We start from the raw sequence: 24,413 nt of genomic DNA, 5'->3' as shown, positions 1-24,413 counted from the left end.
CAAAAAAGGAGGAAGCAACATGAATCATCGGGAGTTGTCCAAAGAAATTATCCAGTTAACAGGAGGGCAAGAGAATATTATCCAAGCCTGGCATTGCATCACACGGCTTCGGTTCAACGTTCGAGAGCAAAACAAAGTTCAATTGGAACAGATCAAAGCACTTGATGGTGTGCTCGGTGCACAGTTTCAGAACGATCAGTTTCAGGTGGTCATTGGCAACCAGGTTGCAGCCGTATATGAGCAGATCGAGGATCAGATGAAGCAGAGTAGCTTATCGAAGCCCGAAACAGACGCGCCACGCTCTAAAGGGTTTAATGCTGTGTTGGATACGATCTCCGGCATTTTCACTCCGATTCTGCCCGCCATCGTAGGTACAGGGATGTTAAAGGGGATTCTGGCACTGCTGGTTACACTTGGAGCGATACAGGAGAAAAGCGGTGAGTATCAAGTTCTGTCTTCAATAGCAAATGCGGCCTTTTATTTCTTGCCTTTTCTTCTGGCCCTATCATCAGCCAGAAAGTTCAAAGTGAATGAATATATTGCTCTTACGCTTGCAGGTACTTTATTGTATCCTACGATTCTGAACGCGTATCTGGCAAACCAGCTTGAACCGATTCGTTTTCTCTCGCTGCCCGTGTCCATTGTGAATTACACCCAGTCTGTTATTCCCATTATTCTGGGTGTATGGCTTCTGAGTTATGTACATCGCTGGGTGGATCGTTTTATTCCCGGTCCGGTCAAAGTCATCTTTACCTCGATGATTGTGCTAGTCATCACGGTGCCGATTCTATTAATTGCGATTGGCCCCCTAGGGAATTACATGGGCATCTATCTGGAAATGGGTACTTCTTGGCTCTTTGCCCATTCGGGTCCGTTAACCGGTATTATTCTTGGCGGCTTCATGCCGCTGATTGTTATGACGGGAATGCATTATGCGTTCTTCCCGGGCACATTGCAGAATCTGAGCAAACTCGGATATGACGTACTTTTGCTTCCAATCAACCTGATAACTAATATGAGCCAGGCTGGTGCAGTCACGGCTGTTTTCCTCAAGACCAAAGATAAAAGAATGAAATCTATTGCGTTATCCAGTGGAATATCCGCCTTGCTTGGCATTACTGAACCTGCACTGTACGGTGTCACCTTGAAGCTGAAAAAACCATTTTACGCTTCACTCATCGGTGGAGCAGCAGGGGGTGGATTTATAACCGCAGTGGGTCTGAAATGCTTCGGTTTTGCTGTGCCAGGATTGCTTTCACTTCCGTTATACATTGGCCCGAATGGTGGGATGTCCAATTTCTGGTATGCATTAATCGGAATCGGCATCAGCTTTAGCGTTTCCTTCGTGGTGACTTTGCTGCTCAAATGGGATGAGCCAAATACACGCAATTCCGCCATGCTCGACTCAACACAGACATTAACCGAACAGGAACAGGATACAATCATTTCCTTTTCTCAAGAAATGGTAACACCTGTCACAGTACATTCCATTGAGGAAAAGAAAGGGGAGGTGTTCAGCCCGCTCATTGGTGAATTGGTGCCGCTCTCAGAGCTTCCGGATCAAACGTTTGCCGAGGAATTGACCGGGAAAGGTATTGCCATTCGTCCGCAGGATGGACGTGTTACAGCTCCTTTTGACGGAACCGTCACGTTGGTTGCCAAAAGTAAACATGCGATTATGCTGACCTCCTCCAGTGGAATCGACATTCTCATTCATGTTGGACTAAACAGTGTGTCGCTCAAAGGGAAATATTTTGACGTGAAGGTAGTTGCCGGACAAGAAGTGAAGAAGGGTGAGTTGCTTCTGGAATTTGATATGGATGGCATTCAGGGTGCGGGTATTGATCTTGTGACACCAGTCATCGTAACCAATACGCCTGATTACCTCGATGTAGTACCTGTTCAGGTGAAGGGGGTGATTCCAATGAATGAATTGCTTCTCCTCACCGTTCGTTGACAGCTTCATGAATACCACATACAAAAAAAGGAGAGAAACAACATGACAAAAACAATTAAACACTCATTTCCTGAAGGATTTTTATGGGGCGGAGCTACCGCTGCCAATCAGCTCGAAGGTGCATATGATGCAGACGGCAAAGGACTATCTACCTCAGACATGGCTCCATTCGTTCCACATGAGGAGCGCAATGGCAAGGATTTCACCTTCGACGTGGATTCTATTCAATTAGAAGAATATCTGAGCGGTAACACCAACGTATATTTCCCGAAACGCAACGGCGTGGATTTCTATCATCGCTACAAAGAAGACATTGCCTTGTTTGCAGAGATGGGTTTCAAAGTGTTTCGTCTTTCGATCGCGTGGACACGGATCTTCCCAACAGGAGAAGAAGCCGTTCCCAATGAAGCTGGTCTTGCCTTCTATGATAACGTGCTCGACGAACTCTTGAAATACGGCATTGAGCCGCTCGTAACGATCTCTCACTACGAGATGCCCGTTGAGTTAACCCGCAAATACAACGGCTGGGAAAGCCGCGAGATGATCGATCTGTATCTGAAATTTGCCAATACGCTGTTTGACCGTTACAAAGACAAAGTGAAATACTGGATTACCTTCAATGAAATGAATATGATGCTGACAAGTCTGTATACTGGCGGCGGCATTCTGGAAGATAAAATCAAGGGAAACCCGGAGCAAGTGGCTTATCAGGCAACGCATCATCAGTTTGTAGCTAGTGCGCTGGCTGTCAAAAGCGGAAAAGAGAAAATGCCGAATGCACAAATCGGCTGTATGATCTGCCGTCTGGAAACGTATGCTGCTTCTAGTAAACCGGAGGACGTTCTGCAGACGCTGAAGGAAGATCAGATGAACCTGTTCTACCCAGAGGTGCAGGCACGAGGCGAATACCCATCCTATATGCAAAGATACTTTGAGGAAAATGGCATCGAACTCGTTAAAGCTACTGACGACGATGCCATTATCCGGGACAATACCGTGGACTTTATTGCTTTCAGTTATTACATGACGTATATCGGAAAATATGATCCCAATGACAACAGCAACTCTGGTATGCTGGTAAGTCAGATCAAAAACCCGCATCTGAAAGCTACCGAATGGGGATGGCCTATCGATCCAATTGGTCTTCGCGTCGCGCTGAACCGATTGTATGATCGTTACCGGATGCCGCTCTTCATCGTTGAGAACGGGCTGGGTGCTATCGACACACCGGAAGAGGACGGGACAGTGCATGACCCTTATCGCATCAATTACTTGCGCAGCCACATTGAACAGATGAAAGAAGCTGTCGCTGACGGCGTTGAATTGATGGGTTTCACTAGCTGGGGACCTATCGATATCATTAGTTGCTCAACTTCTGAAATGGGCAAACGTTATGGTTTCATTTACGTGGATCAAGACAATGCAGGACACGGTTCATTGGAAAGAACTCGCAAGGATTCCTTCTACTGGTACAAACAAGTTGTTGAAACGAACGGAGAAATCCTGTAATTATACAAAATTCTTACACGCCGCCCGTATGGGCGGTTCTTTATTTTACACTAGTAAAATAAGGGATAATTATGTAAACTTGTGATATTAAAACAAGATGAGTGAATTCAATGTCTAACAAGGTGATTGTGCTTTAGGTTCACAGAAGGATATTTGCGTTACAGGGATTCCTTTTGTGGACATTGCAGTGCGGGAAACCGTCCAAACAATGTTTACTGGAGGAGATTATTATTAATTTTAACGAAGCTGTTAACATCAGCAATACGCATGTATTGGCATTGGTATCCGAGTTGTTTGACCTGGAGGGTTACAACATTCAACTTATTCCGCCTCATGAGGGTGGGCGTAATGTTGTTTACACTTGTGAGCAAGAGGGGCATGAATCGCTAATTCTCAGAGTGTCTTTTTTGCCTGACAGAAGGCGGGAAGATTATATTGCCGAACTGGAGTATGTTCGGTATTTATTTGAGCACGGTGCAAGTGTCTCGAATGTGGTCAACTCGAAAAAGGGCCATCTGCTAGAAGAGGTCACATATGATGAGCATACATTCTTTATCTGTATGTTTGTGAAGGCCAAGGGGAAGTTGCTGGTAGAAAACCATTATCAGTACCGTGAAGGGGTCCCACTTACCGAATATTATTATAATAGCGGTAAAGTTTTGGGGGAAATGCATCAGCTATCCAAAAGCTATGAACCTGTTCATGGCAGGCATCATTTTTTGGACAAATATAATACGGAGCATATCGAGAGGTTGGTCCCTGAATCATTCTCTTTGCTCAGAAGCAAAATGGTGGAACTACTGCAAGCAGTAAAAGAATTGGAGTCGAGCAAGGAGACATTGGGCATGATCCATTTCGATTATAATGACGGGAATTATTCGATCGATTTTGATACGGGACAAATCACGGTATATGATTTCGACAATTCCTGTTATGGCTGGTACATGTTTGACCTCGCAGGTATGTGGATCAACGGAGTCGGTTGGGTTCAATTTGAACCTGAAGCGGACAAACGTAAACAGTTCATGGATGAGTATTTCCAAACCGTGCTCGCCGGATACAGATCAGAAACCCAGGTTTCTGATGCGATGCTGGAGAAGCTGCCTTTATTTATTCAAGTCAGCCTTCTGGAGAATATTGTGGATCATTTTGAGGTGGCGCAGCGCGAAGGGAAAGAACCAGAAGAAGATGACGAGGTTCTGTTATATCTCATTAAATGTCTGGAAGAGGATATACCATTTAAGGGATTTTTCCATGATATCTATTCGAGTGAAGCACCCTTTGAATATGAGGAGCGCTGAAGGGTCTAGACCCTAATTAAACCAATAACCAATGATTCTAATGATTCACCAAGGTGGGGAGGCAGCCGGATCGACCGGTTGCCTCTTTGTTTGTTTGCGGTATGTTATTCAAATTTGGAAGGAGGCACGTTGTAGAATTTTTTGAATGCTTTGGAGAACGTAAAGGGATCAGGATATCCCAGAAATCCGGCAATTTGCTGGATCGTATATTTTTTCTCGTACAGATAATCTCTGGCCCGGTTCATTTTGATTTGATTAATGTACTGCCCAGGTGTGATACCGAGAATTTTTTTGAACAAAGAAATAAAATATTTCTCAGAGACGCCAGCAATAACAGCAAGTTCATTCACTCGGATGGCACGATGCAGATTCGCATCCACGTATGGGAATACGTTCTGCAGAACCTCCAGGCTTGCTTCAATTTTCCTCGGTTTCCGGTCTTTCAAGAATTCACCTTGATATGAGCCTTGACCATGTAATTCGAAAATTTTGGCGATGACGAGAAGTAGAGCAGCTTTCATGTAAAGTGGACTTCCGGAAGCACTATTACTCTGCTTGAACCTTCGATAGGATGAGGTGAACAGCGTTGATTCCTCTTGAATAAGATTGCCAGGTACAATGCCCGGAAGTTGAAACTCACCGAGAATTCGCTTTTGCTCAGCGATGCTGAAATCAAAGTGCATGTATATAAATCGGCACAGATCTCCGGTCGTGGAAGCAGTGTAGGGCATATCCGGATAAAAAAACACGACGTCACCAGGGCCTGCCATATGCTCGATTCCATCGATGGTGATCTGGACGTAGCCTGCTGTAATGAACCACAGATCATAATCGGAATGTGACTTGTGCTCAATCCAATGACTGTCATGCGTCTGTTCCAGATAAGAGCTCATGCGAAGCGTGATATACTCCGAAAGCTCGTCGATTATACTCATATTTACAGTTCCTGCATGCATCGAATTCAGCCTATCCTCTCTACTTTATGACATCCTTCATTTTTCCCTATCATATCAAAGGAATTATCTCTTGTTAATTATCGTACGATATGACATGTATTGAAAACTATCACACATTCCGATTCCAGCCCACTCACCTATAATGAATTTATATCGTTACGAGGAGGGGTTATTGATGAATGCTACAAGCACACAGCACCCAAAGGTAGTTGTTATTGGGGCGGGCAGCCTGTTTTTTGGTCGGCAGTCCATCTGGCAGATGGTACACTCCCCATATTTGAACCAGGGAACGCTGGCTTTGGTGGATACGGATGAGGAACGGCTCTCGAAAATGGTAAAACTAGCGGAAATGGTCGCCAAGGAGAACAACGTATCCCTAAAGATTGAGGGTTCAGTGGACCGAAGACAGGTACTACCGGGAGCCGACTTCGTTGTGCTCAGCTTTGCGGAGCAATCGGTGAAATATCGGGGCATCGACTGCCAGATTTCTCTAAAGTATGGGATTCGCATGTGTTCTGGCGATACGATTGGCCCGGGCGGGATCTTTCGTGCGATGCGTGAACTGCCGGTTATTATGGAATGCGCTAAAGACATTGAGGAGTTGTGTCCGGATGCTTGGGTGATCAATTATATTAACCCGTCTACCGTACATGGCATCGCATTACATCGATATGCTCCGAAGCTTAAATCGTTTGCGCTGTGCGATAGTCATCATATGCCCCATAAGAAAGCCTATTATGCCGTACGAGCCGGAATCATCGGAAATACAAGCCAGTTCACTGCAGAAATAGACCAGAAATTCGATTTTCGCATCGCTGGTGTTAATCATTTCACTTGGCTGCTCAAAGCCGATTATGAAGGAAAAAATGTGATGCCCACAATTGCAGAAGCCATGCGCAAGCTGGCAGGTGATGAGAATAACGGTGGCGATCGCGGCGCAAAAGCTCTTTTTAACGATGCAATTACCTATGAACTATATGATATTTTCGGAATCATTCCCACTTGTACGGCGCATACGAAGGAATACGTTCGGTATTGGCAGGGGCTTGGCAAAACTGAGGACACGATTCCTCCATTATCGATCTGGGAGACAGAGGACAGGTATGAGCGTCATGACGAAATGTGGCGTCAGGTAGATGACTTTCTTGCAGGGAACATCCCCATCGCCGATTACATGAGTACTTTTGGGCCGGATCATGCGACCGACATCATTGAGAACATGGTGGGGAACTTGGGCAAAAAATTCTTCATCAATACGCTCAATCAAGACGCTGTAACCAATATGAATGCAGATTCCTTCCTGGAACTACTATGTGATGTAGATATGGATGGCGCGAAACCACTCCATGTAGGCGAGATGCCGCGTGGAATTAGAGGGATGCAAGAACTTGTACTTGATACGCATGAGCTTACGGTTGAAGCTGTTTTGGAACAAAGCTACGAGAAGCTGAGAAGGGCGATGCTCACCGACCCGCTCGTAAGTTCCATCAGTGACGCGGACAAGATCATCCATGAATTGTTGGAACTGGAGCGTAAGATGATTCCGGACGTTTGGTATAAGGATAGACTGCAGTATAGCTAGAACAGAGAACGATAATAGACCACGTCAGCTCCTCCAAAGGGCTAATGTGGTCTTTGCTCTTTACTATTTTCAAAAAATCCTACTCCACTTTAAACAAGCCAGCATGGTCTTCATAATACGAAGTAATAAAATCACGAAATTCGCTTACAGCAGGAGATAACCATTTTTGTTTGACCCAGGATAGGCTAATAGGATATATCGCTGAATCATCAGCAATTTTTACATAACGTAACCCTAGTGTTCTACATACGGAGATCGGAAGCAACGCAACACCCTGGTTAAGTCTAATAATTTCGAGCAGGGTATGAGAATCGACCTCAAATGCATGATTGGGCAGGAAACCTGCTTTTTCACAGAGCATGGTGGTAAACCGGCTGTACTCCTTATTATCGGCAAGGGAAATAAAGGGCTCATTTGCAACAACACTTAATGAAATACTTGTTTCTCCGCCGTATATATGATCCGTGGGCACAACAAGAACAATATCCTCCTCAACCAGGACAAAACTCTCAATCTCCTCATCCTGAATCGGATGCCCCGTAATCCCCAGATGCATGTCGCCTTTCTTCAAACCTGTAATAATTTCACTGCGGGTTCCAATACCCTGATGAAGCTTAGTTTCGGGGGAAGCGTTGATATAGTCACTAATGAGACCTGTGAGGAACCGAGTATTCGTAATTGAGATCCGGATTGTATTGGATATTTGCTGTTCCTCCGCTTTAATCTCCATCTCTGCATTTTCAATTTCAATAAAAATTCTGTTCACATGTTTCAATAAAATTTCACCTGAGGAGTTCAATTGAATGTTTCGTCCTCTCCTATGAAATAGGGGGGTACCCAGTTCATCCTCAAGTCTTTTGATCGTTAAACTTAGGGAAGGTTGAGCGATATTCAATTGTGCAGCTGCCTTGGAGATGTGTTCAGTATAGGCAACGGTCTGAAAGTATTTGAGTTGAAGCAATTCCATACAAGGACACTCCTTATTTATTCTGATAAATATATATAGTACTTATTATGTATTATATTAAATTTAAATATTGATGTAGAATTTTTTTATGAGATACAGTTCAAATTTCGAATACCAAAAACCTGACTATATAAGTTGAACTAATCATTTACACAATAACGGAGAGGACAGAAAAAATCTGAAAAAGCGAAGCGTGCGCCTTTATCACCGGATTTTCCCCTTTAGAAGGGGAATCGAAAAATCTGGGGATAACAGCGATTGGAAGGTTGTTCTGTCATCGTAGTGTCAGTGTAAATAATCTTTAGTTCAACTTATATAGAACCAAAACATAAGGTAGGTGTCTTTGATGAAAATCGATGTGAATAACATAGCTAAAAATCTGAATACACCCCTAACGGCTCCGGCATACCCAATGCCACCGTACAAATTCGTGAATCGTGAGTACTTGAATATTATTTACCGAACCGATGAAAAAGCTTTACGGGCAGCCGTACCAGAACCTCTCGAAATCACTGAACCTTTGGTTAAATTCGAAGTGATGTGGATGCCGGATGTTTCTGGACTGGGGGCTTATACAGAAGCTGGACAAGTTATCCCTGTGCAATTCAATGGGGAGAAGGGCGATTATGTGCATTCGATGTACGTAGACAATTTCCCCGCGATTGCAAGTGGTCGAGAGCTCACCGCCTATCCGAAAAAGCTGGGAGCGCCTAAGTTGTATACCGATTCAGATACACTAGTTGGCACACTTGATTATGGAACGCTGCGTGTAGCCACGGCAACGATGGGGTATAAACACGTGGAGATGGATAAGGAGCTCGCCAAACGTGAAATATGCCGACCTAATTTTATGATTAAGATTGCTACGGGCTATACCGGGAATTTAAGAATATGTGATCTGATCCGTACTCAAATTACGGACATCGAAGTGAAGGAAGCTTGGACAGGACCTGCCCGGCTTCAATTGTTCGAACATGCGTTGGCACCTCTTGCAGATCTGCCTGTGTTGGAAGTGGTGTCCGCTTCTCATATCCTTACCAACCTAACCTTAAACGCTGCACAACCTGTATATAACTACCTGGAAGAGAAATAAGGAGGAAAAATAAAATGAGAATTGCGATTGTAGGCGCGGGATCTTTGGGAACCATTGTAGGCGCATATCTTGCGGATGGCGGACTGGACGTTGAGTTAATTGATGCATATCAAGAACATGTAGATGCTTTAAATCAGACGGGTGCTAAAGTGACGGGTACTACGGAGTTTCAGGCAAAAGTAAAAGCAATTACGCCTGATCAGAAATCAGGCCAATATGACCTCGTTTTACTTTTGACCAAACAACTTTATAACGATTCGATTCTTCAGGAATTACTTCCATTCTTGAAAGAAGACAGTATGGTGTGTTCCTTGCAGAACGGGATTCCGGAAGAAAAAGTCGCGTCTATTGTTGGTGAAGAACGCGTCATTGCAGGCTCCGTTGAGTTTGGCGCTACGTTTATTAAACCAGGTGTATCAAGTCTCACAACGGAGTACACTCAATTTAAGCAGTATGCTTTTCAGATTGGTGAATTGAATGGTGAGATTACCGAACGAATTCAACGCGTGAAATCGGTGTTGGACCTTGTGGGTGGAACTCATATTTCCGATAATTTGGTTGGAACCAAATGGTCCAAATTGCTTATCAACAATGCATTCAGTGGTTTGTCCGCTGCATTGAATGGGGAATATGGGGACATCATCGATCATGAAGCTGGCATTGTGAGTGCAGCTCATATTGCGGACGAGACGATTAAAGTTGCTCGCGCCAATGGGGTCACATTGGTTAAAATGAATGGATTTGATATCGCCTCACTCGAACTGAATAGCGAAGAAGATATCCCTGAACGGGTGAAAACATTACGTTACGTGATGGAACCCTCCAGACTGCTCAAAGCAAGCATGCTTCAAGATCTGGAGAAGAACCGCAAAACGGAAATTGATTATATTAACGGGGTGGTTTCAAGCAAGGCAGAAGGTACCGGAATTGCGACACCTTATAATGATTTGGTTGTACAACTGGTCAAATCTGCTGAAGAAACTCATACCGTTCCTGATTTTGACACGAATATAAAAGCTTTTGAAGAACTATTAAGTGCACAATAATAATTCAATTATTTCAACTGAAAGTCGCTAATATAGCGGCTTTTTTGTTTTAACAGTAAATCTAGTCAGGCGTGATTTTGCGACAGATAGAATATTCTTCGTGATTTTGTTTCCTAAAATTATACAAAAAGGGGGATTGAATTTGATATAATATAGACTTGCTGGTTATTTTTCTATTCGAAGGAGATACATATGAGGAAATCTTGGGGGGAATTCGTTTTTTATTTGGCGGTGTTTGTCTTTGTTTTGTTTATGACCTGGAATGACTATTCACTATTTTGGACAATAGGGGGTGTAGTCGTTACCATTCTTATCGCGTTTATTAAGCATGTTTTTTATCCTTTAGTATTTGATAAGCGTATAGATCGTTTAGAGTCCTTTTTATCCAAGCAGCAAAATACACCTGGGACATACATTATTTATGTTCTTGCGAACAGACTTGATGATGAGGTAGAACTAGTTATGGAGCAGATTATGCAGAAATATAAGCGAAGAACAACACAAGCACAGTTCAAGGCAGCTTACGGATTATATCGCAAGGATATGTTTGCCATTCGGCAAGCTGTACCTCATATCGGCTTATCGGACTACCGTACATATTACGAAACCATTCTACTCTTGGAAGACGGGAGAAGTGAAGAGGCGCGTGAAAGACTTCAATCCATTAAAAAACAGTGGATGAGATCAACATTGCTCGCGGGTCTTGAACTCAAAGCAGAAAACCGCGATACCGCTATACAGCACGCGCATGAAGCACTTAACTCTTCCAGAGGTGTTGATCGTTATGTCTTGTATAAGGAATACGAAAGAGTATTACCAGAGGTTGTTGGCCACATATCGTAAACTCGAGTTAAGGAGGAATGATCAAAAAAACAGCTTGCTGTATAAGGAATTAATAACCTTTGGATAATAATGACATTGACAACTGCGGGGTTTTCCAAAATAATAGTATGTAATTGAATACTGGTACCTTTAATTCAGTCCAGAGAGGCTGGCAAGGGCAGCGGATTTCATAATCACGCGAGAATCAGGGCATATTCCGTAATAGGATGCGATGCGCTGTGTCTTCGCGCGGATTATGATGCAAAAAGAGGCTACTTGTCAGTGTATAACTTGACGAGTAGCCTCTTTTTTCTGCTTTTTTTGGTATCAGATACACTTTATGTTGGGGGTATTCTGATGAGCAAACAAGATCAAGAGTTTTCATGGCAAGCCGTGCCGAAATCGCAAAGAAACCAATTTTGGAAAACATTATCCGTCATGCTGGGTTTCACTTTCTTCTCTGCAAGCATGCTGGCAGGAGGCACCTTGGGCGTCAGCTTGACGTTCATGGAGTTCATTGGCATCGTACTTGCAGGCAATCTGGTGCTCGGTATCTACACAGGGGCACTGGCACATATCGCCGCCAAAACGGGTCTGTCCACACATTTGCTCGCTAAATATGCGTTCGGTGCGAAAGGGTCGTATCTGCCTTCGTTCCTGCTAGGCTTCACACAGGTCGGATGGTTCGGAGTGGGGGTAGCGATGTTCGCGATTCCGGTCGCCAAAGCCATGGACTGGAACGTGTACCTGCTAATCATCGTGTTCGGACTTGCCATGACAGCATCAGCCATCTTTGGCATGAAGTCACTCGTCATTCTCGGATATATCGCGGTTCCTGCGATTGCCATTCTCGGTGGTTATTCCATGTTCGAAGGTGCAGGTTCGCTGGGTGGTCTGCAAGGGTTGCTAGATTACACGCCGACTCAGTCGCTTACCGCGGCGGCAGCATTAACGATCTGTATCGGATCATTCATCAGCGGCGGAACGCTGACACCCGATTTTGCCCGCTTTTCCCGAACATCGAAACAGGCAGTTACCGCAACAGTAATTGCATTTTTCCTGGGTAACTCACTCATGTTTCTGTTCGGTGCGGTTGGTGCGATGGCTTATAACCTGGCTGATATCTCGGAGGTCATGTTCCTGCAAGGATTGATCATCCCGGCAATTATTGTTCTGGGCCTGAATATCTGGACGACCAACGATAATGCACTGTACGCTTCGGGTCTTGGTTTTGCGAACATCACCAAAATCTCAAAGAAATTCTTCGTCATCGTAAACGGCATCGTGGGTACCGTATTCGCCATGTGGATGTACAACAACTTCGTCAGTTTCCTGAACGTACTGGGTGCGGCGGTACCATCCATCGGGGCTATTATTATCGCAGATTACTTCATTGTGAAACGTAGAAACTATAAGCCATTTGCCGACATGTCATTCAAAAATGTAAACTGGGTAGCAATGGTGGCTTGGGCCATCGGTGTTGCATTCGCCCAACTGGCTCCTGGCGTAACACCATTGAACGCGCTGCTTGGTACAGCAGTGGCCTATATCGTTTTGATGCTGATTATTCCTGCCAAAGAAACCAAAGAAATGGGGAAAATAAATGATTATACAGAACGCAAAATTGCGGGGTAAAGAAGGACTATGGAATATCGTTGTAAAAGAAGGAAAGTTTGAACAAATTGCACAATCGCTGGAAGTGACCGAGAATGAAGAGATCCTGGATGTCAACGGATCGCTTGTGCTGCCACCTTTCATTGAGCCGCATATTCATCTCGATACAACGCTCACAGCAGGTGAGCCGGAATGGAATCTAAGCGGAACGCTGTTCGAAGGCATCCAACGCTGGTCAGAGCGCAAGGCTTTCTTGACACATGAAGATGTCAAAACACGGTCTAAAACGGCACTGAAATGGCAGTTGGCACAAGGTATCCAGCATGTACGGACTCATGTGGACGTTACCGATCCAAGCTTGATCGCCGTTAAAGCGATGCTTGAAGTAAAAGAAGAAATGGCTCCATATATGGACATCCAGCTTGTTGCTTTCCCACAGGAAGGCATTCACTCTTATCCAAACGGGGCAGAATTGCTGGAAGAGTCACTGAAAATGGGTGTTGACGTGGTCGGCGGCATTCCACACTTCGAATTCACACGGGAATACGGCGTTGATTCAATGAAAGTTGCGTTTGATCTGGCCGAAAAATATGACCGTCTGATCGACATCCATTGTGATGAAATTGATGACGAGCAATCCCGTTTTGTTGAAGTTGTTGCCAAGGAAGCTTACGAACGTGGACTGGGTTCACGAACAACGGCAAGCCACACGACAGCAATGGGCTCATACAATGATGCTTATACGTACAAATTGTTCCGTTTGCTGAAGATGGCCGATTTGAACTTTGTCTCCAATCCGCTGGTTAACATTCACCTGCAAGGACGCTTCGACACGTATCCGAAGAGAAGAGGGCTGACGCGTGTCAAAGAGTTGCAGGAAGCAGGTCTGAATGTGTGCTTTGGTCACGATGACATCTTCGATCCATGGTATCCGCTCGGTACAGGCAACATGCTGCAAGTACTGCACATGGGGATTCATGCTTCGCAGTTGCTTGGTTACGACCAGATCGTGAATTCGATCGACCTCATTACGAAAAACAGCGCAAGAACGTTGAACATTGAGGATGTATACGGTATTGAAGAAGGTAAACCTGCTAACTTCATCGTACTTGAAGCAGAGAACGAATATGAGGCTGTTCGCAAACAAGCCGGCGTACTTTATTCCTACAGAGGCGGCCTTAAAATCGCGGAATCGAAGCCGCGGGACACATCCATCATTTTTGAAGGCGGTACAGAAAAGGTTACTTTTAATAAATAATAAGAAAATATACTCCCATTAAAAGTCGCTATTTTAGCGGCTTTTTTTGCTTTTTGGTACTGTCTACATACAATAAGAACCAAACATTCAGCCTGCCTTAAGGGCTTCACTAGAAGCCTGCTTCCCGCCTTTTTTACGAACAAAACTAATGATCAGCAGTAGCAGTGGTAACAAGCCAAATAAAAAAATGGATATATTGCCAAGAAAATCACCCAAAGCTAACGTTTCCTCCAGGTTTTTAGGCAAGTAAGCAATTACATACAAGACCGGCAGCATTGCGAATTGTATGATCGTAATATTTTTGAGACGAAACAAATCTCGGATCCCGATTGCCGCAAAATAGTGTTTGAACGCATAGGTTGCAAAGATTTGCATCAGCCAAAACACAATGAACAGTGATTCATAACGTTCGAATAGAAACCCCTCAATTTCAAAACTCCGAACCATGTCGAACGTTGGCCACATTCGTGTTTGAATTCCTGGCAAGGATAAATTCCCCACCACGGTGACAATCGTGACCAAATATATGATCGTACAACTAAGTATGCTGTATATAGCAGCTTTATTGCTCGCTTTCACGTCCACCATGTAAGCTGTGATGATGAGTAACACTTCATATCCGGAATAGGAGAGACACGAAGGTTTAAGACCCTTCAACACAGGCATGAATCCATCGCCCAGGAGTGGTCTGAGGTTATTAAGTTCAAACATCTTGGTGCTTAAAAGGAAAACCAGCGCTAGCAGTACAAGCGTAACGGGCAACACGATTGAAAAGACCCGGATGATGACCTTAAGACCACCCGTTAACATATAAATCCCAATCCACAAACTGACCATAATGGTGACCCAAGTAGGCGTGCGCTCAAGGATGTACATACTTGTAATTTCGGCCATGACTCTAACTTCGAATGAACAAAGAACAACAAAATACACGATAATTAAAAGTCCCAATAGATAAGCAATCCACTGACCTGTAATTTCGGGTATAAATTCGAATACCGTTTTACCGGGGAATCTACGACACAAGGTTACAAGGAGGATGCTGATTGTGGTTACAATTAATCCTGATAAAATGACAGAAATCCATACATCAGGTGTCCCTACTGCTTTACTAATTGTGCGAGGGAGTGTTAAAATTCCAGCTCCGAGTATGGAATTGATAACTACAATAATAACCTCGGAGGTATTAATATTAGATGTGGATTGCTTCATTGGCCTTCGCTCCAAACTGGAGAATATATTTCTAGGTAGTATCGCCCAACGCAGTTGTTTTATGTAAAATATGCTGTACTCATATAATGTAGAGATATCCAATAATGAATTGAAGATGAGGGTGCAGGTTATGCCAAAGAACGATAATATGTTAGCCATTTTATGGATGCTGAATTCAGGCACCAAAGTAACTGCAAAACAGATGTCCGAAAAGTTAGAAATCAATATAAGAACCGTATATCGATATATTGATGCATTATGTGCCAGTGGAGTACCGATTATTTCCGATACAGGTCACAACGGCGGGTATAGCTTGCTGAATCAGCATATCAAAGCACCTCTGTTATTTGATATTGATGAAAAAAAGGCACTTCTCCAAGCTGCTGTGTTTGCAAAAGAAGCTGGATATCCTTTGAGTGAGGCATTGGACAATGCAACATCCAAATTGAAAATGTATTCAAATCAGGATCAGGAAAACACACTTCGTCGTCATTTAGCTGGATTTAACGTTATCAATCGTATGGGAGATCCATCCGTTCAGCCGATCTTGGCGGAATTGGAGCAAGCCGTGGCTAATGACTGCTCTGTCGAAATTGATTATCGCAGAAGCCGTGATGAACAACCCAAGAATAGAGTAATAGACCCGTATGGAATGGTTTACTGGAATAATAAATGGTATACCATTGCGTTTTGCCACCTGAGAAATGAATTCCGCAGCTTTCGGGCAGATCGTATTCTACGAATGAAGCCTACTTCGCTGCGCTTTAAGCGTTCGGAAGTTTTTTCAGCCCGTGAATTATTTATGCAAAATTTGTTACCTGATGTAGTGGGCAAAGAGGGGTTAATTTCCTTGGTTATCGAAGGCCGATCAGAGGCATTGGATGACTTGGGGCTGCATTGGTTTATGGGACATTATCTGAAAGAGCGGACTTCTAATCAAGCCATCTTTTTATTTGATGAAAAATCGATTGATACATACGTCCCCTATTTTCTCCTCTCCTATGGGAAATCCATTCAAGTCATCGAACCACAGCGTGTGAAGGACAGACTTGTTGCTGTTGTATCCGAGTTAATGGAATACTATCAACTCTAACAACTTCACTGACAGTATTTGAACTCATCGGATTTTGATCTGTGAACTTGATAAAAAAGTTGCGAAGCTTTGCTGCTTTGGATATGATTATCTAATGTTCAATCAAAAAAATACTTATGTAATCAATTAGTGATAAAAGATAGTGAGGTAGAAAAAATGATCGCAAGAACAGAAGAAGATTTTAATGGCTTGAAGGAAATTGGCAAAATTGTTGCTGCTATTAGAGATGAATTGGTTCAAAGAACTATCCCAGGCATAACCACTAAAGAACTTGATGATTTGGCAGGAGAGCTTTTTGAGAAAGCTGGCGCAGTTTCTGCTCCAAAAAGTGAATATAATTTCCCGGGATTTACTTGTATTAGTGTTAATGAAGAAGTGGCACATGGTATTCCTGGAGATCGGGTTATTCAAGAAGGGGACATCGTCAATATTGATGTGTCTGGTTCCAAGAACAGTTATTTTGCAGATACGGGAATCTCGTTTGTCGTAGGCGAAGGTGCAGAAGTATTAACGAAAATATGCGACGTTGTTAAACTGGCATTTGAAGCAGGTCTTAAAAAAGCAAAACCGGGCTCCAAAAAAAGCGGAATCGGAAAAGCCGTATTCCAAACTGCCAGACAGCATGAATTAACGGTTATCAAAAACCTTACAGGACATGGTGTTGGACGTGGAATACACGAAGCACCTGACCACATCTACAATTATAATGATCCATCGGATGATGAATTGTTAAAAGAAGGTATGGTTATCGCATTCGAGCCATTTATCTCAACTTCAGAAGAAGAAGTAGAACAAACAGGAGATGGCTGGACCTTTGTTACTAAAAACAGCTATGTAGCTCAAATAGAACATACCATTATTCTTACTAAAAATGGTCCGATTATTGTCACTATTTAAGGTGTTCAAACTGAAAGTCGCTAAATTTAGCGACTTTTTTTGTTTTTGTTGTATTGGTACGTTAAAGTAAATCACAATTTAAATGTTCACTTATTAATTTATGTTGAAATTATGGAAGGATTTAACGTATATTTAGATCTGATCTTTATGTTATAGACAGAGGTGATTGATTGAGCACATCAACAAAGCGCGTTCAAGTCATTGATGGACTGCGTGGATTCAGTCTGGCCGGCATTGTGCTGGCGAATATGCTGGCTTTCCAATATGGAATGTATGGCCAGAGCAAACCCCAACTGTTCGGGATTGGCGGAGCAGATCAGGCTTTCCTCTCGTTCCTGCTGATCACTGTGGTGGGCAGTTTTATGCCGATTTTTGCATTTATGTTTGGCTTTGGAATGGTTAAGCTCTCGGAAAGCCTAAAATCACGAGATTTACGACCAAAATGTCATCTGGCACGCCGTTTTCTACTACTGTTTGGAATCGGATTACTGCACATCATCTATCTGTGGGAAGGGGATATCCTGACGTTTTATGGCGTACTCGGTTTCTTCCTGCTCATGTTCCTTAATCGGAAGCCTATAACGCTGCTTATTTGGGCGGTACTGCTACTCGTGGGAGCGGGCATACTTGGTCTCCCGGCATCTAATCCGATGAACCCGCTGGCGATTGAGTCCATTCATATGGAGAACTACATCATTCAAAGTCAGGATGTTTACGGCAACGGCACATACGCGGAAATCAGGAATTTCAGTAATAACGGCGATCCATTCGGCGGGGATTTGGAGCTGTCATATGCCTTGATAGCCCTGATGTTAGCACCACTCATGACGGTGCCGATGTTCCTGTTCGGCATGCGCGCTGCCAGAATCGGCACGTTTAGCGATCCGCAAGCGATGCGGACTATGTATCTTCGCCGGGCATCATTATTGATTCCAGTTGGTTTGATACTCAAAGCATACGGCGTATTGGCGCCACAATTGGGTGCGGAAGGTTGGCTCGGAATTGGAATCGGGGGGACGCTTGGAGGAACGTTGCTTGCACTCGGATACATTTATGCATTTGCACTGTTGTATGCGGGAAGTCGCCATTCCAGCCTGTTGGGCAGGTTCGAGGCGGTTGGCCGTCTCTCGTTGACGAATTACCTGATGCAGAGCGTAATCTGTACGACAATTTTCTATGGATATGGCCTGGGACTGTTTGGAAGTGCTGGCGTGTTTATCGGAGCAATTATTGCACTTGCTGTGTACGGTATTCAATTGTGGCTCAGTCCGCTCTATCTCAAGAAATTTAGCAATGGTCCTGTCGAGTACCTGCTACGGATTTGGACATATCTGTCCTGGAAAGGGCAGCCAAGAAAGAAGAAAAGATCGAACTTAACTACGAATGAAAACGCGCCTGGTGTTCAGTAAGCATAATGTGTTATCGTGAAACGCAAAAAGAAGCTCGTTCTGTTAAAGAAAGGGCTTCTTTTTTTGTAAGATACTAATTTGTAACAGATAAGATACGCCAGTCGGATCCTTCCTTTTTCATAAAGTACAGCTTATCTGTTTCGTCTGCTAATAAGGGGAATCACTGAAATATACATTTTGTTGCTTCACAAAAACCTCAATAACACCATCTGGAAGCAAGTTAAACCACGGATCATCGATGTAGTGAAACTTGTTAATTCCCGCTTCCTTAAGGGCAGCTGTAATTTCTTCTTTACTGGAATAGGTGACAAGTTGCGGTTCAGGTAACTAATTAGGTAAGGGCTTCAAGTCCGAAATTAAAATACTGCCAATATAGGAACTTTCAATTGTAATAAGTATATCAAAATGTATATTTTAGATAATAAGAATCTCAAATAGCTCGAAGTTCTGTATACAAAAATAAATTCGGTACTTATTTTATTAATGGGGACGGACAGTTAAGTTTAGCCGATACAGATGTTTTTTTGTATGCTTTTTTTAACGGGAACATATGTTTGTTTTTTCCTTTTCTTTTGAGTAAATATTTTGTATGATACAAGAGACGTGAATGATGGAGGAGGAGTTTGGATGTATCGACAAGTGGATGATTTTTTAAAGGAATGGGCAGTGGCTGTGAAAGGAACATTGCAAGTATTACAAGCCGTAACAGATGATAAATTAGAACAAAGTATTTTAGAAGGGCATAGTACACTAGGTTGGTTAGGCTGGCATTTAGCAGAAACAACAGGTTATTTTAGTCATTTAGCAGGTTTAACTGTACCAATGATTGGTCAAGATGAGCCAGTTCCAGCGACAGCAAGAGAAATTGTAGCAGCTTACGAAAAAGCAGCAGAGGCGGTCAAAGAAGAGGTAGCCAAGCTATCAAATGAGGACTTGCTAACAGAAACAGGCTTAGAAAGTCTTGCAACAAAAGGTTCATTATTACGTTTCTTAATTGACCACCAAACACATCACCGCGGCCAAATGACGGTGCTATTACGTCAAGCAGGCTTACCAGTACCGCCCGTGATGGGTCCAACAAAAGAAATGCAATAACGAATAGATGTCTTTCTTGGTAGTGGCTCCTCAAAGTTAGAGTCTTTAATAGGCGGCTGAAGATTGGTTTGAGTTCGGTATTGCATTTAAATTAGAGGTAGGTGTAAACATGATCCAATTAACAAACCGCCAGGCACGGCAATTTCTATTGCTGAAGCATGGACTTTTGGGCGAATATAAATTTAGTGAAAAGCAGGGTGTATTGGACTTTGCTCGGCAGGTCAGCTGCATTCAATACGACCCCATCGATGTTTGCGGAAAAAACGCCGAATTGGTGCTACAGTCGCGAATAAAGGGATTTACCAAGGGAATGCTCGCCGAGTTGCTATATGAGGATAGAAGCCTTGTCGATTATCCAGACAAGAACCTAGCCATTATCTCTGTCGAGGACTGGCCGTATTTTGAGCGATACAGGCAAGCCGCAAGGCAACATGCCAAACGCTATCCCGAAATGGAAGCGTTGACTACGCAAGTACGGGCTCATATTCAAAATCACGGTGCACTAAGTTCGGATGATTTAAAATTGGATGGGGATTTCTCTTGGCAATCGGCCATCCACTGGAGCGGTGGAAACAATTCATCTCGATCGGTGCTGGAACAGATGTATTCGACGGGTGAGTTGATTATCCATCATAAAAAAGGAACGCGTAAATATTACGATATAGCTAAGAAGTACATACAACCAAATCTGCTGAATGCATCAGAGCCGCTGGAGGATGAGCTTGAGCATCATAAGTGGCGGGTACTGCGTCGAATCGGCTCTGTTGGTCTCTTATGGAATCGTGCGTCAGATGCATGGCTGAATATATGGGGGCTGAAAGCAGCACAGCGCACCGAGGTTTTTCGCCAGCTATTACACGAAAATCGTATTGTTGCTGTTGCTGTGGAACAAATGAAGGATATGCTTTACTGCCTCGCGGAGGATTTACCGCTTATTGAAGTTGTTCTGAGAAATCAGGAGCAGAAATTGCGTTGTGAACTTATTGCCCCTCTAGATAATTTCATATGGGACAGAAAACTTATCAACAAATTGTTTGGCTTCGATTACACATGGGAGATTTACACGCCTGCAATCAAACGAAAATTCGGCTATTATGTGCTGCCTCTATTATATGGAGAAAGCTTCATTGGACGGGCCGAGATAATCGTGGAGCGAAAAACTGGAACGCTCGTTCTTAAAAACATCTGGTACGAGAACGGTCTGAAGCAAACAACGCAATTGCGAACAGCCTTGAACAGTTGTGTCCAAAAGTTTGCGATATTCAACGGGTGTGAGACGATTTCGGCAGAGTCTATAAAACCAACCATAAATTAAAATAGGTCATTCCGCTAACGGATAACGTTAGTTTAATAAACAGGCCACAATTGGTACATTTATCACTCGTAAAAGAACTCTCCAGAATAGGTGGGTTCTTGCATTTTTATCCATATGTTTGCGGGTGGTTTCAGTTACGCTGGTATTGCCCCTAAGAGTAGGTAGTTTGTTCTAGCTCGAAGAATGACCATAATTAATTTTGTGTGCTTATATTACCTTTTTTTGTTATACTCACCGAATAATAAGAAATATTCCCAATGTTTCCTGTTACAGTTTGTAGTTTTAAAGATTCAACATATCAATTCTGATACATAAGCTAACTATTATAGTGCGGGCAGTGGTAAGGTAATGCGAAATGATAGATGAAGCATATACATTCAACTTTTTCCACTCAGACTTGAAAGGATCGTTATTGTGCTAAAAATTATTAATTTTCTTCTTTTTTTGCTGATCATTTGGGTAGTCATCTTTTATCCTTTTCGTTTTGTTTGGTTTGAAGGTGTAAAACAGATTCCTGCAGATCTTCATGGTGTTTATTTACTATTCTTGTTCTTTGGATATCTGATCTGTTCATCGGCTATGGGACTTATGGTTGGCAAGATGTTTTTTAAACGAAAAGAACAGTGATTATGGGTACGTATGGAGGTTTAAGAATGGACGGAGACATTTTAATCAATCAATTCTTAAAACTTTTTCCTGAATTTTTCGATTGTTACATAGAGCACTTGGAATTAAATCAAGAGTTTCTAGGACATGTGTTTTTTGGTGATGAAGTGGCTAATTATGTTGAAGGATTGCTTCGTGAAAATGATGACACAGAACAACTTGAGAAGTTTTTTGATTTTTTCGAATGGATGGCAACTCAAACGAGCCTTTATATTGTACAAGTGTTATCTACTACAATCTTGTATGATCTAGGTGGGCAAACAGATATTTTGCAAAAAGCTCAATTTTATATGAAACCACATACTAAAAGACTTTCTCAAGAAATAGAAGATTTGCACTCAGGGAAATATTTTTCATAGAATAATCTGCTGCAGATTAGGTATTCAATGCGTTTGAATCGTTGGTTTATAATATCATTCAAGGTCGCTAAAGCAGCGGCTTTTTTGTTTTATCCATGTAATTTCCTATCTTAGGGGTTGAAGGGGAAAGGACTTATTTCAATGATCGATTAGATAATTATGGATAACTTTTGCTTGGGATACGTCTTCAATCGCATCAATCAGCGCGGCGGAAGCAATGAAGGAGTTTACTACATTTTTCGAAGAACTGGGAGGCAACTAACACATTAGATTGGATCAGTTTCAATCTGGACATATATCCTTTGTCTTAAGACATGGGAAAAATAGGTTCTTGAATTTCTTACCCGATGTACAGCCGAATCCGAGATTGTGATAGGCTGTATCTACAAAAGTATTGCACGTTCTAAATGGAAGGGGATAATTTACTTGGATCAGGAACTTGCGACCACGATTGCTATCGAATTTAAGAACAATCAGAAGGTGTTGAATGCGATCGGAGACGAAACCCGGCAAGCCATCCTCATAGCCTTGATTCAAGGGCCGCAAAAACCCGGCATGCGCGTAGGAGAGATCAGGATGAAGACTCACCTTTCCCGACCAACCGTATCACATCATCTGAAAATATTGAAAGAATCAGAGATAATAAGTGTTCGTAAAGAAGGAACTCTCAACTATTACAGCCTTGACTCCGGTAGCAAGTTGAAATTGTTAAAAAACCTGGTGAACCAAATAGAAAAGTTGCTAGCGCAATGCGAAGAACAAGCATCGGAACAACAAATAGGAAACAGGGGGAGTTGCGAATGAATCAGACAGTCGCAGCCGCAAACGGAGTGGGCATTCCTCAACTAGGGTTCGGCCTATATAAGATCAAAGACGGGGGGACCTTCGAGAGGACTGCCGAGGAGGCTATTCGAATGGGTTATCGCCATTTCGATACGGCCAAAATTTATGGTAATGAAGCGGTGTTAGGTCGGGTCATCCAAAACAGCGGCATTCCCAGGGAGGAGTTCTTCATTACCTCCAAGGTATGGACGACAGACCTGGGCTACCGTGCGACGAAAAGGGCGTTCGAGCAGACTTGCCAGAAGCTGAACGTAACATATCTCGATATGTATTTGATTCATTTTGCTGGTCCTCAATACGTGAATGCTTGGAAGGCGATGGAAGAGTTATACGACGCAGGTAAAATCAAAGTTATAGGTGTAGCCAATTTCGAGATCCGGCATCTAGAGCATCTGAAGAAACATTCCCGGATTTCGCCGATGGTAAATCAGATCGAGACCCATCCGGAATTTCCGCAACATGAATTGCATGATTATATGGTTCGGCATCGGATTCTGCATGAGGCTTGGGGACCGTTGGGGCAGGGTAGCAAAGCGCTGCTGGAGCATCCGGAGCTGGCGGCAATTTCCCTTCGTCATCAGAAGTCGGTTGCGCAAGTCATTTTGCGCTGGCATCTGCAACGTGGAATTATTGTCATCCCCAAATCATCGAATCCTCAAAGGATAAAAGAGAACAGCGAAATATTCGACTTTGAGTTGAATGAGAAGGAGATGGAACAAATACGACGGTTGGACACGGGTAAGAGATATTCCGTAAGTCCGAATGGCTACATGGTCAACCCGTTTTATATCAATTTGATGAAGTTATTTATTCGCTCTCATTGATGGATCATAGAATATATAAAAAAGGTGTCTATACGTAATTGTTTTATTGGGGCTGTCCTGTGAGTCATGAGCATGACCGGGTACAGCCTTTTGTCAGGATTATGCAGTTCTAACGGACCTAGCAGACGCTATTTGCTCCCATTTGCATAGGATTGATTCTAACGAATCATAGAGACGTTATTTCATCGAGTTGGTGCTTGAAGAGAAGGAATTCCTTCTGAGATACTCCCATCTTTACATTCGATGAGTTGTTCTTCAGCAATTGCTTTTAAAATATTGTAAATCCATGTAGAGACATGATAAGATGAGAAGGGATCTGTTTGAATGAGGTTACCTAAATCAAAATTCGGGAGTGTTATTATATTGAACAACAATAACATTAAAGTTGGTGTCTCTAATAAAGAAGGCCAGTTAGGTTTTGTCTTTTCGAGAGGTGGTCTGCGAGAAGGTTCTGGGAGAAAGAGTATAGGTGTGACTAAAAAAATATCTTTAACTCTAACAGAGGACATGTGGGGAGAAATCGAAAACCATTGCACAGAGCATAAACTTTCTCGTTCGGAGGCTATACGTAACATCATTGAGTCCTTCTATTCAT

At 43.0% G+C, this 24,413-nt stretch carries 21 protein-coding genes; 17 read left to right on the top strand and 4 right to left on the bottom strand.

The genetic code is table 11. From position 1 onward, the window contains the following. Window positions 1–19 precede the first annotated feature (19 nt). From IFU39_RS05335 to IFU39_RS05325, 3 genes are all read left to right on the top strand, one after another. Complete coding sequence (locus IFU39_RS05335; protein ID WP_192131564.1) at window positions 20–1,957, top strand: beta-glucoside-specific PTS transporter subunit IIABC; 1,938 nt, start codon at window positions 20–22, stop codon at window positions 1,955–1,957. A gap of 42 nt (window positions 1,958–1,999) precedes the next feature. Then, complete coding sequence (locus IFU39_RS05330; protein WP_192131562.1) at window positions 2,000–3,466, top strand: glycoside hydrolase family 1 protein; 1,467 nt, start codon at window positions 2,000–2,002, stop codon at window positions 3,464–3,466. A 173-nt stretch (window positions 3,467–3,639) separates the two neighbouring features. Then, a complete protein-coding gene (locus IFU39_RS05325) occupies window positions 3,640–4,767 on the top strand; it encodes a phosphotransferase enzyme family protein (protein ID WP_244660873.1) in 1,128 nt (375 codons plus the stop codon). A 104-nt stretch (window positions 4,768–4,871) separates the two neighbouring features. Here IFU39_RS05325 and IFU39_RS05320 read toward each other — a convergent pair whose 3' ends face one another. Then, window positions 4,872–5,702 carry a helix-turn-helix transcriptional regulator gene (locus tag IFU39_RS05320; protein WP_244660872.1) on the bottom strand — a complete coding sequence of 277 codons (831 nt, stop codon included), beginning with the start codon at window positions 5,700–5,702 and terminating at the stop codon, window positions 4,872–4,874. Window positions 5,703–5,898: 196 nt separating this feature from the next. Here IFU39_RS05320 and IFU39_RS05315 point away from each other — a divergent pair, with 196 nt between their 5' ends. Continuing rightward, window positions 5,899–7,305 carry a family 4 glycosyl hydrolase gene (locus IFU39_RS05315; protein WP_192131558.1) on the top strand — a complete coding sequence of 469 codons (1,407 nt, stop codon included), beginning with the start codon at window positions 5,899–5,901 and terminating at the stop codon, window positions 7,303–7,305. Between the two features lie 79 nt (window positions 7,306–7,384). Here the strand turns inward: IFU39_RS05315 and IFU39_RS05310 are convergent, their stop codons facing one another. Next, window positions 7,385–8,272 (bottom strand): LysR family transcriptional regulator, encoded by an 888-nt coding sequence (locus IFU39_RS05310; RefSeq protein ID WP_192131556.1) that lies wholly within the window; start codon window positions 8,270–8,272, stop codon window positions 7,385–7,387. Between the two features lie 346 nt (window positions 8,273–8,618). On the opposite strand from IFU39_RS05310, the gene IFU39_RS05305 reads away from it, so the two are divergent. From IFU39_RS05305 to IFU39_RS05285, 5 genes are all read left to right on the top strand, one after another. Beyond that, on the top strand, window positions 8,619–9,365 hold the full coding sequence (locus tag IFU39_RS05305) for an acetoacetate decarboxylase (RefSeq protein ID WP_192131555.1): 747 nt from the start codon (window positions 8,619–8,621) through the stop codon (window positions 9,363–9,365). 14 nt (window positions 9,366–9,379) lie between these two features. After that, window positions 9,380–10,411, top strand: a complete 1,032-nt coding sequence (locus IFU39_RS05300) for a ketopantoate reductase family protein (protein WP_192131552.1) — start codon at window positions 9,380–9,382, stop codon at window positions 10,409–10,411. A gap of 192 nt (window positions 10,412–10,603) precedes the next feature. Beyond that, window positions 10,604–11,254, top strand: coding sequence for a hypothetical protein (locus tag IFU39_RS05295; RefSeq protein WP_192131550.1), 651 nt, complete (start codon window positions 10,604–10,606; stop codon window positions 11,252–11,254). Window positions 11,255–11,590: 336 nt separating this feature from the next. Then, window positions 11,591–12,868, top strand: coding sequence for a cytosine permease (gene codB / locus IFU39_RS05290; RefSeq protein ID WP_105598770.1), 1,278 nt, complete (start codon window positions 11,591–11,593; stop codon window positions 12,866–12,868). After that, the gene (locus tag IFU39_RS05285; RefSeq protein WP_192131548.1) at window positions 12,837–14,105 is read left to right on the top strand and encodes a cytosine deaminase; all 1,269 of its coding nucleotides are present in this window, start codon (window positions 12,837–12,839) and stop codon (window positions 14,103–14,105) included. The genes codB and IFU39_RS05285 overlap by 32 nt, the downstream gene beginning before the upstream one ends. An 87-nt stretch (window positions 14,106–14,192) precedes the next feature. Here the strand turns inward: IFU39_RS05285 and IFU39_RS05280 are convergent, their stop codons facing one another. After that, the gene (locus IFU39_RS05280; protein ID WP_192131546.1) at window positions 14,193–15,317 is read right to left on the bottom strand and encodes a GerAB/ArcD/ProY family transporter; all 1,125 of its coding nucleotides are present in this window, start codon (window positions 15,315–15,317) and stop codon (window positions 14,193–14,195) included. A gap of 130 nt (window positions 15,318–15,447) precedes the next feature. Between IFU39_RS05280 and IFU39_RS05275 the strand changes: the two genes are divergently transcribed. The 8 genes from IFU39_RS05275 (at window position 15,448) to IFU39_RS05240 (ending at window position 23,818) form a co-directional block, all read left to right on the top strand. After that, entirely contained in the window at window positions 15,448–16,410 is a 963-nt protein-coding gene (locus tag IFU39_RS05275; RefSeq protein ID WP_192131544.1) for a helix-turn-helix transcriptional regulator, read from the top strand. A 156-nt stretch (window positions 16,411–16,566) separates the two neighbouring features. Continuing rightward, window positions 16,567–17,307, top strand: coding sequence for a type I methionyl aminopeptidase (gene map, locus IFU39_RS05270; protein WP_091019006.1), 741 nt, complete (start codon window positions 16,567–16,569; stop codon window positions 17,305–17,307). A gap of 170 nt (window positions 17,308–17,477) precedes the next feature. Next, window positions 17,478–18,716 (top strand): DUF418 domain-containing protein, encoded by a 1,239-nt coding sequence (locus tag IFU39_RS05265; RefSeq protein ID WP_192131542.1) that lies wholly within the window; start codon window positions 17,478–17,480, stop codon window positions 18,714–18,716. Window positions 18,717–19,343: 627 nt separating this feature from the next. Beyond that, a complete protein-coding gene (locus tag IFU39_RS05260) occupies window positions 19,344–19,811 on the top strand; it encodes a DinB family protein (RefSeq protein ID WP_192131541.1) in 468 nt (155 codons plus the stop codon). A gap of 109 nt (window positions 19,812–19,920) precedes the next feature. Further along, window positions 19,921–21,126, top strand: coding sequence for a winged helix-turn-helix domain-containing protein (locus tag IFU39_RS05255; protein ID WP_105599143.1), 1,206 nt, complete (start codon window positions 19,921–19,923; stop codon window positions 21,124–21,126). A 653-nt stretch (window positions 21,127–21,779) separates the two neighbouring features. Beyond that, window positions 21,780–22,151, top strand: coding sequence for a DUF7674 family protein (locus tag IFU39_RS05250; protein ID WP_105598777.1), 372 nt, complete (start codon window positions 21,780–21,782; stop codon window positions 22,149–22,151). 426 nt (window positions 22,152–22,577) lie between these two features. Then, the gene (locus IFU39_RS05245; protein WP_105598778.1) at window positions 22,578–22,955 is read left to right on the top strand and encodes an ArsR/SmtB family transcription factor; all 378 of its coding nucleotides are present in this window, start codon (window positions 22,578–22,580) and stop codon (window positions 22,953–22,955) included. Beyond that, entirely contained in the window at window positions 22,952–23,818 is an 867-nt protein-coding gene (locus IFU39_RS05240; RefSeq protein WP_192131539.1) for an aldo/keto reductase, read from the top strand. Before IFU39_RS05245 ends, IFU39_RS05240 begins: the two co-directional genes overlap by 4 nt. Before the next feature lie 182 nt (window positions 23,819–24,000). On the opposite strand, the gene IFU39_RS33385 is transcribed toward IFU39_RS05240, so the two are convergent. Then, entirely contained in the window at window positions 24,001–24,393 is a 393-nt protein-coding gene (locus IFU39_RS33385; RefSeq protein WP_181155418.1) for a hypothetical protein, read from the bottom strand. Window positions 24,394–24,413: the final 20 nt, after the last annotated feature.

The organism is Paenibacillus sp. CFBP 13594, assembly GCF_014842675.1.
Classification (GTDB): Bacteria; Bacillota; Bacilli; order Paenibacillales; family Paenibacillaceae; genus Paenibacillus; species Paenibacillus amylolyticus_B.
The sequence above is the reverse complement of the archived record's forward strand: the minus strand, read 5'-3'. Positions and strand labels throughout refer to the sequence as shown.

Bases quoted from the DNA above. Each gene is read 5' to 3' on its own strand.
- IFU39_RS05255 (WP_105599143.1), top strand. From the start codon at position 19,921: ATGATCCAATTAACAAACCGCCAGGCACGGCAATTTCTATTGCTGAAG.
- IFU39_RS05260 (WP_192131541.1), top strand. From the start codon at position 19,344: ATGTATCGACAAGTGGATGATTTTTTAAAGGAATGGGCAGTGGCTGTG.
- IFU39_RS05285 (WP_192131548.1), top strand. From the start codon at position 12,837: ATGATTATACAGAACGCAAAATTGCGGGGTAAAGAAGGACTATGGAAT.
- IFU39_RS05275 (WP_192131544.1), top strand. From the start codon at position 15,448: ATGCCAAAGAACGATAATATGTTAGCCATTTTATGGATGCTGAATTCA.
- IFU39_RS05320 (WP_244660872.1), bottom strand. From the start codon at position 5,702: ATGAGTATAATCGACGAGCTTTCGGAGTATATCACGCTTCGCATGAGC.
- IFU39_RS05335 (WP_192131564.1), top strand. From the start codon at position 20: ATGAATCATCGGGAGTTGTCCAAAGAAATTATCCAGTTAACAGGAGGG.
- IFU39_RS05305 (WP_192131555.1), top strand. From the start codon at position 8,619: ATGAAAATCGATGTGAATAACATAGCTAAAAATCTGAATACACCCCTA.
- IFU39_RS05250 (WP_105598777.1), top strand. From the start codon at position 21,780: ATGGACGGAGACATTTTAATCAATCAATTCTTAAAACTTTTTCCTGAA.
- map (WP_091019006.1), top strand. From the start codon at position 16,567: ATGATCGCAAGAACAGAAGAAGATTTTAATGGCTTGAAGGAAATTGGC.
- IFU39_RS05330 (WP_192131562.1), top strand. From the start codon at position 2,000: ATGACAAAAACAATTAAACACTCATTTCCTGAAGGATTTTTATGGGGC.
- codB (WP_105598770.1), top strand. From the start codon at position 11,591: ATGAGCAAACAAGATCAAGAGTTTTCATGGCAAGCCGTGCCGAAATCG.
- IFU39_RS05295 (WP_192131550.1), top strand. From the start codon at position 10,604: ATGAGGAAATCTTGGGGGGAATTCGTTTTTTATTTGGCGGTGTTTGTC.
- IFU39_RS33385 (WP_181155418.1), bottom strand. From the start codon at position 24,393: ATGTTACGTATAGCCTCCGAACGAGAAAGTTTATGCTCTGTGCAATGG.
- IFU39_RS05280 (WP_192131546.1), bottom strand. From the start codon at position 15,317: ATGAAGCAATCCACATCTAATATTAATACCTCCGAGGTTATTATTGTA.
- IFU39_RS05240 (WP_192131539.1), top strand. From the start codon at position 22,952: ATGAATCAGACAGTCGCAGCCGCAAACGGAGTGGGCATTCCTCAACTA.
- IFU39_RS05300 (WP_192131552.1), top strand. From the start codon at position 9,380: ATGAGAATTGCGATTGTAGGCGCGGGATCTTTGGGAACCATTGTAGGC.
- IFU39_RS05310 (WP_192131556.1), bottom strand. From the start codon at position 8,272: ATGGAATTGCTTCAACTCAAATACTTTCAGACCGTTGCCTATACTGAA.
- IFU39_RS05315 (WP_192131558.1), top strand. From the start codon at position 5,899: ATGAATGCTACAAGCACACAGCACCCAAAGGTAGTTGTTATTGGGGCG.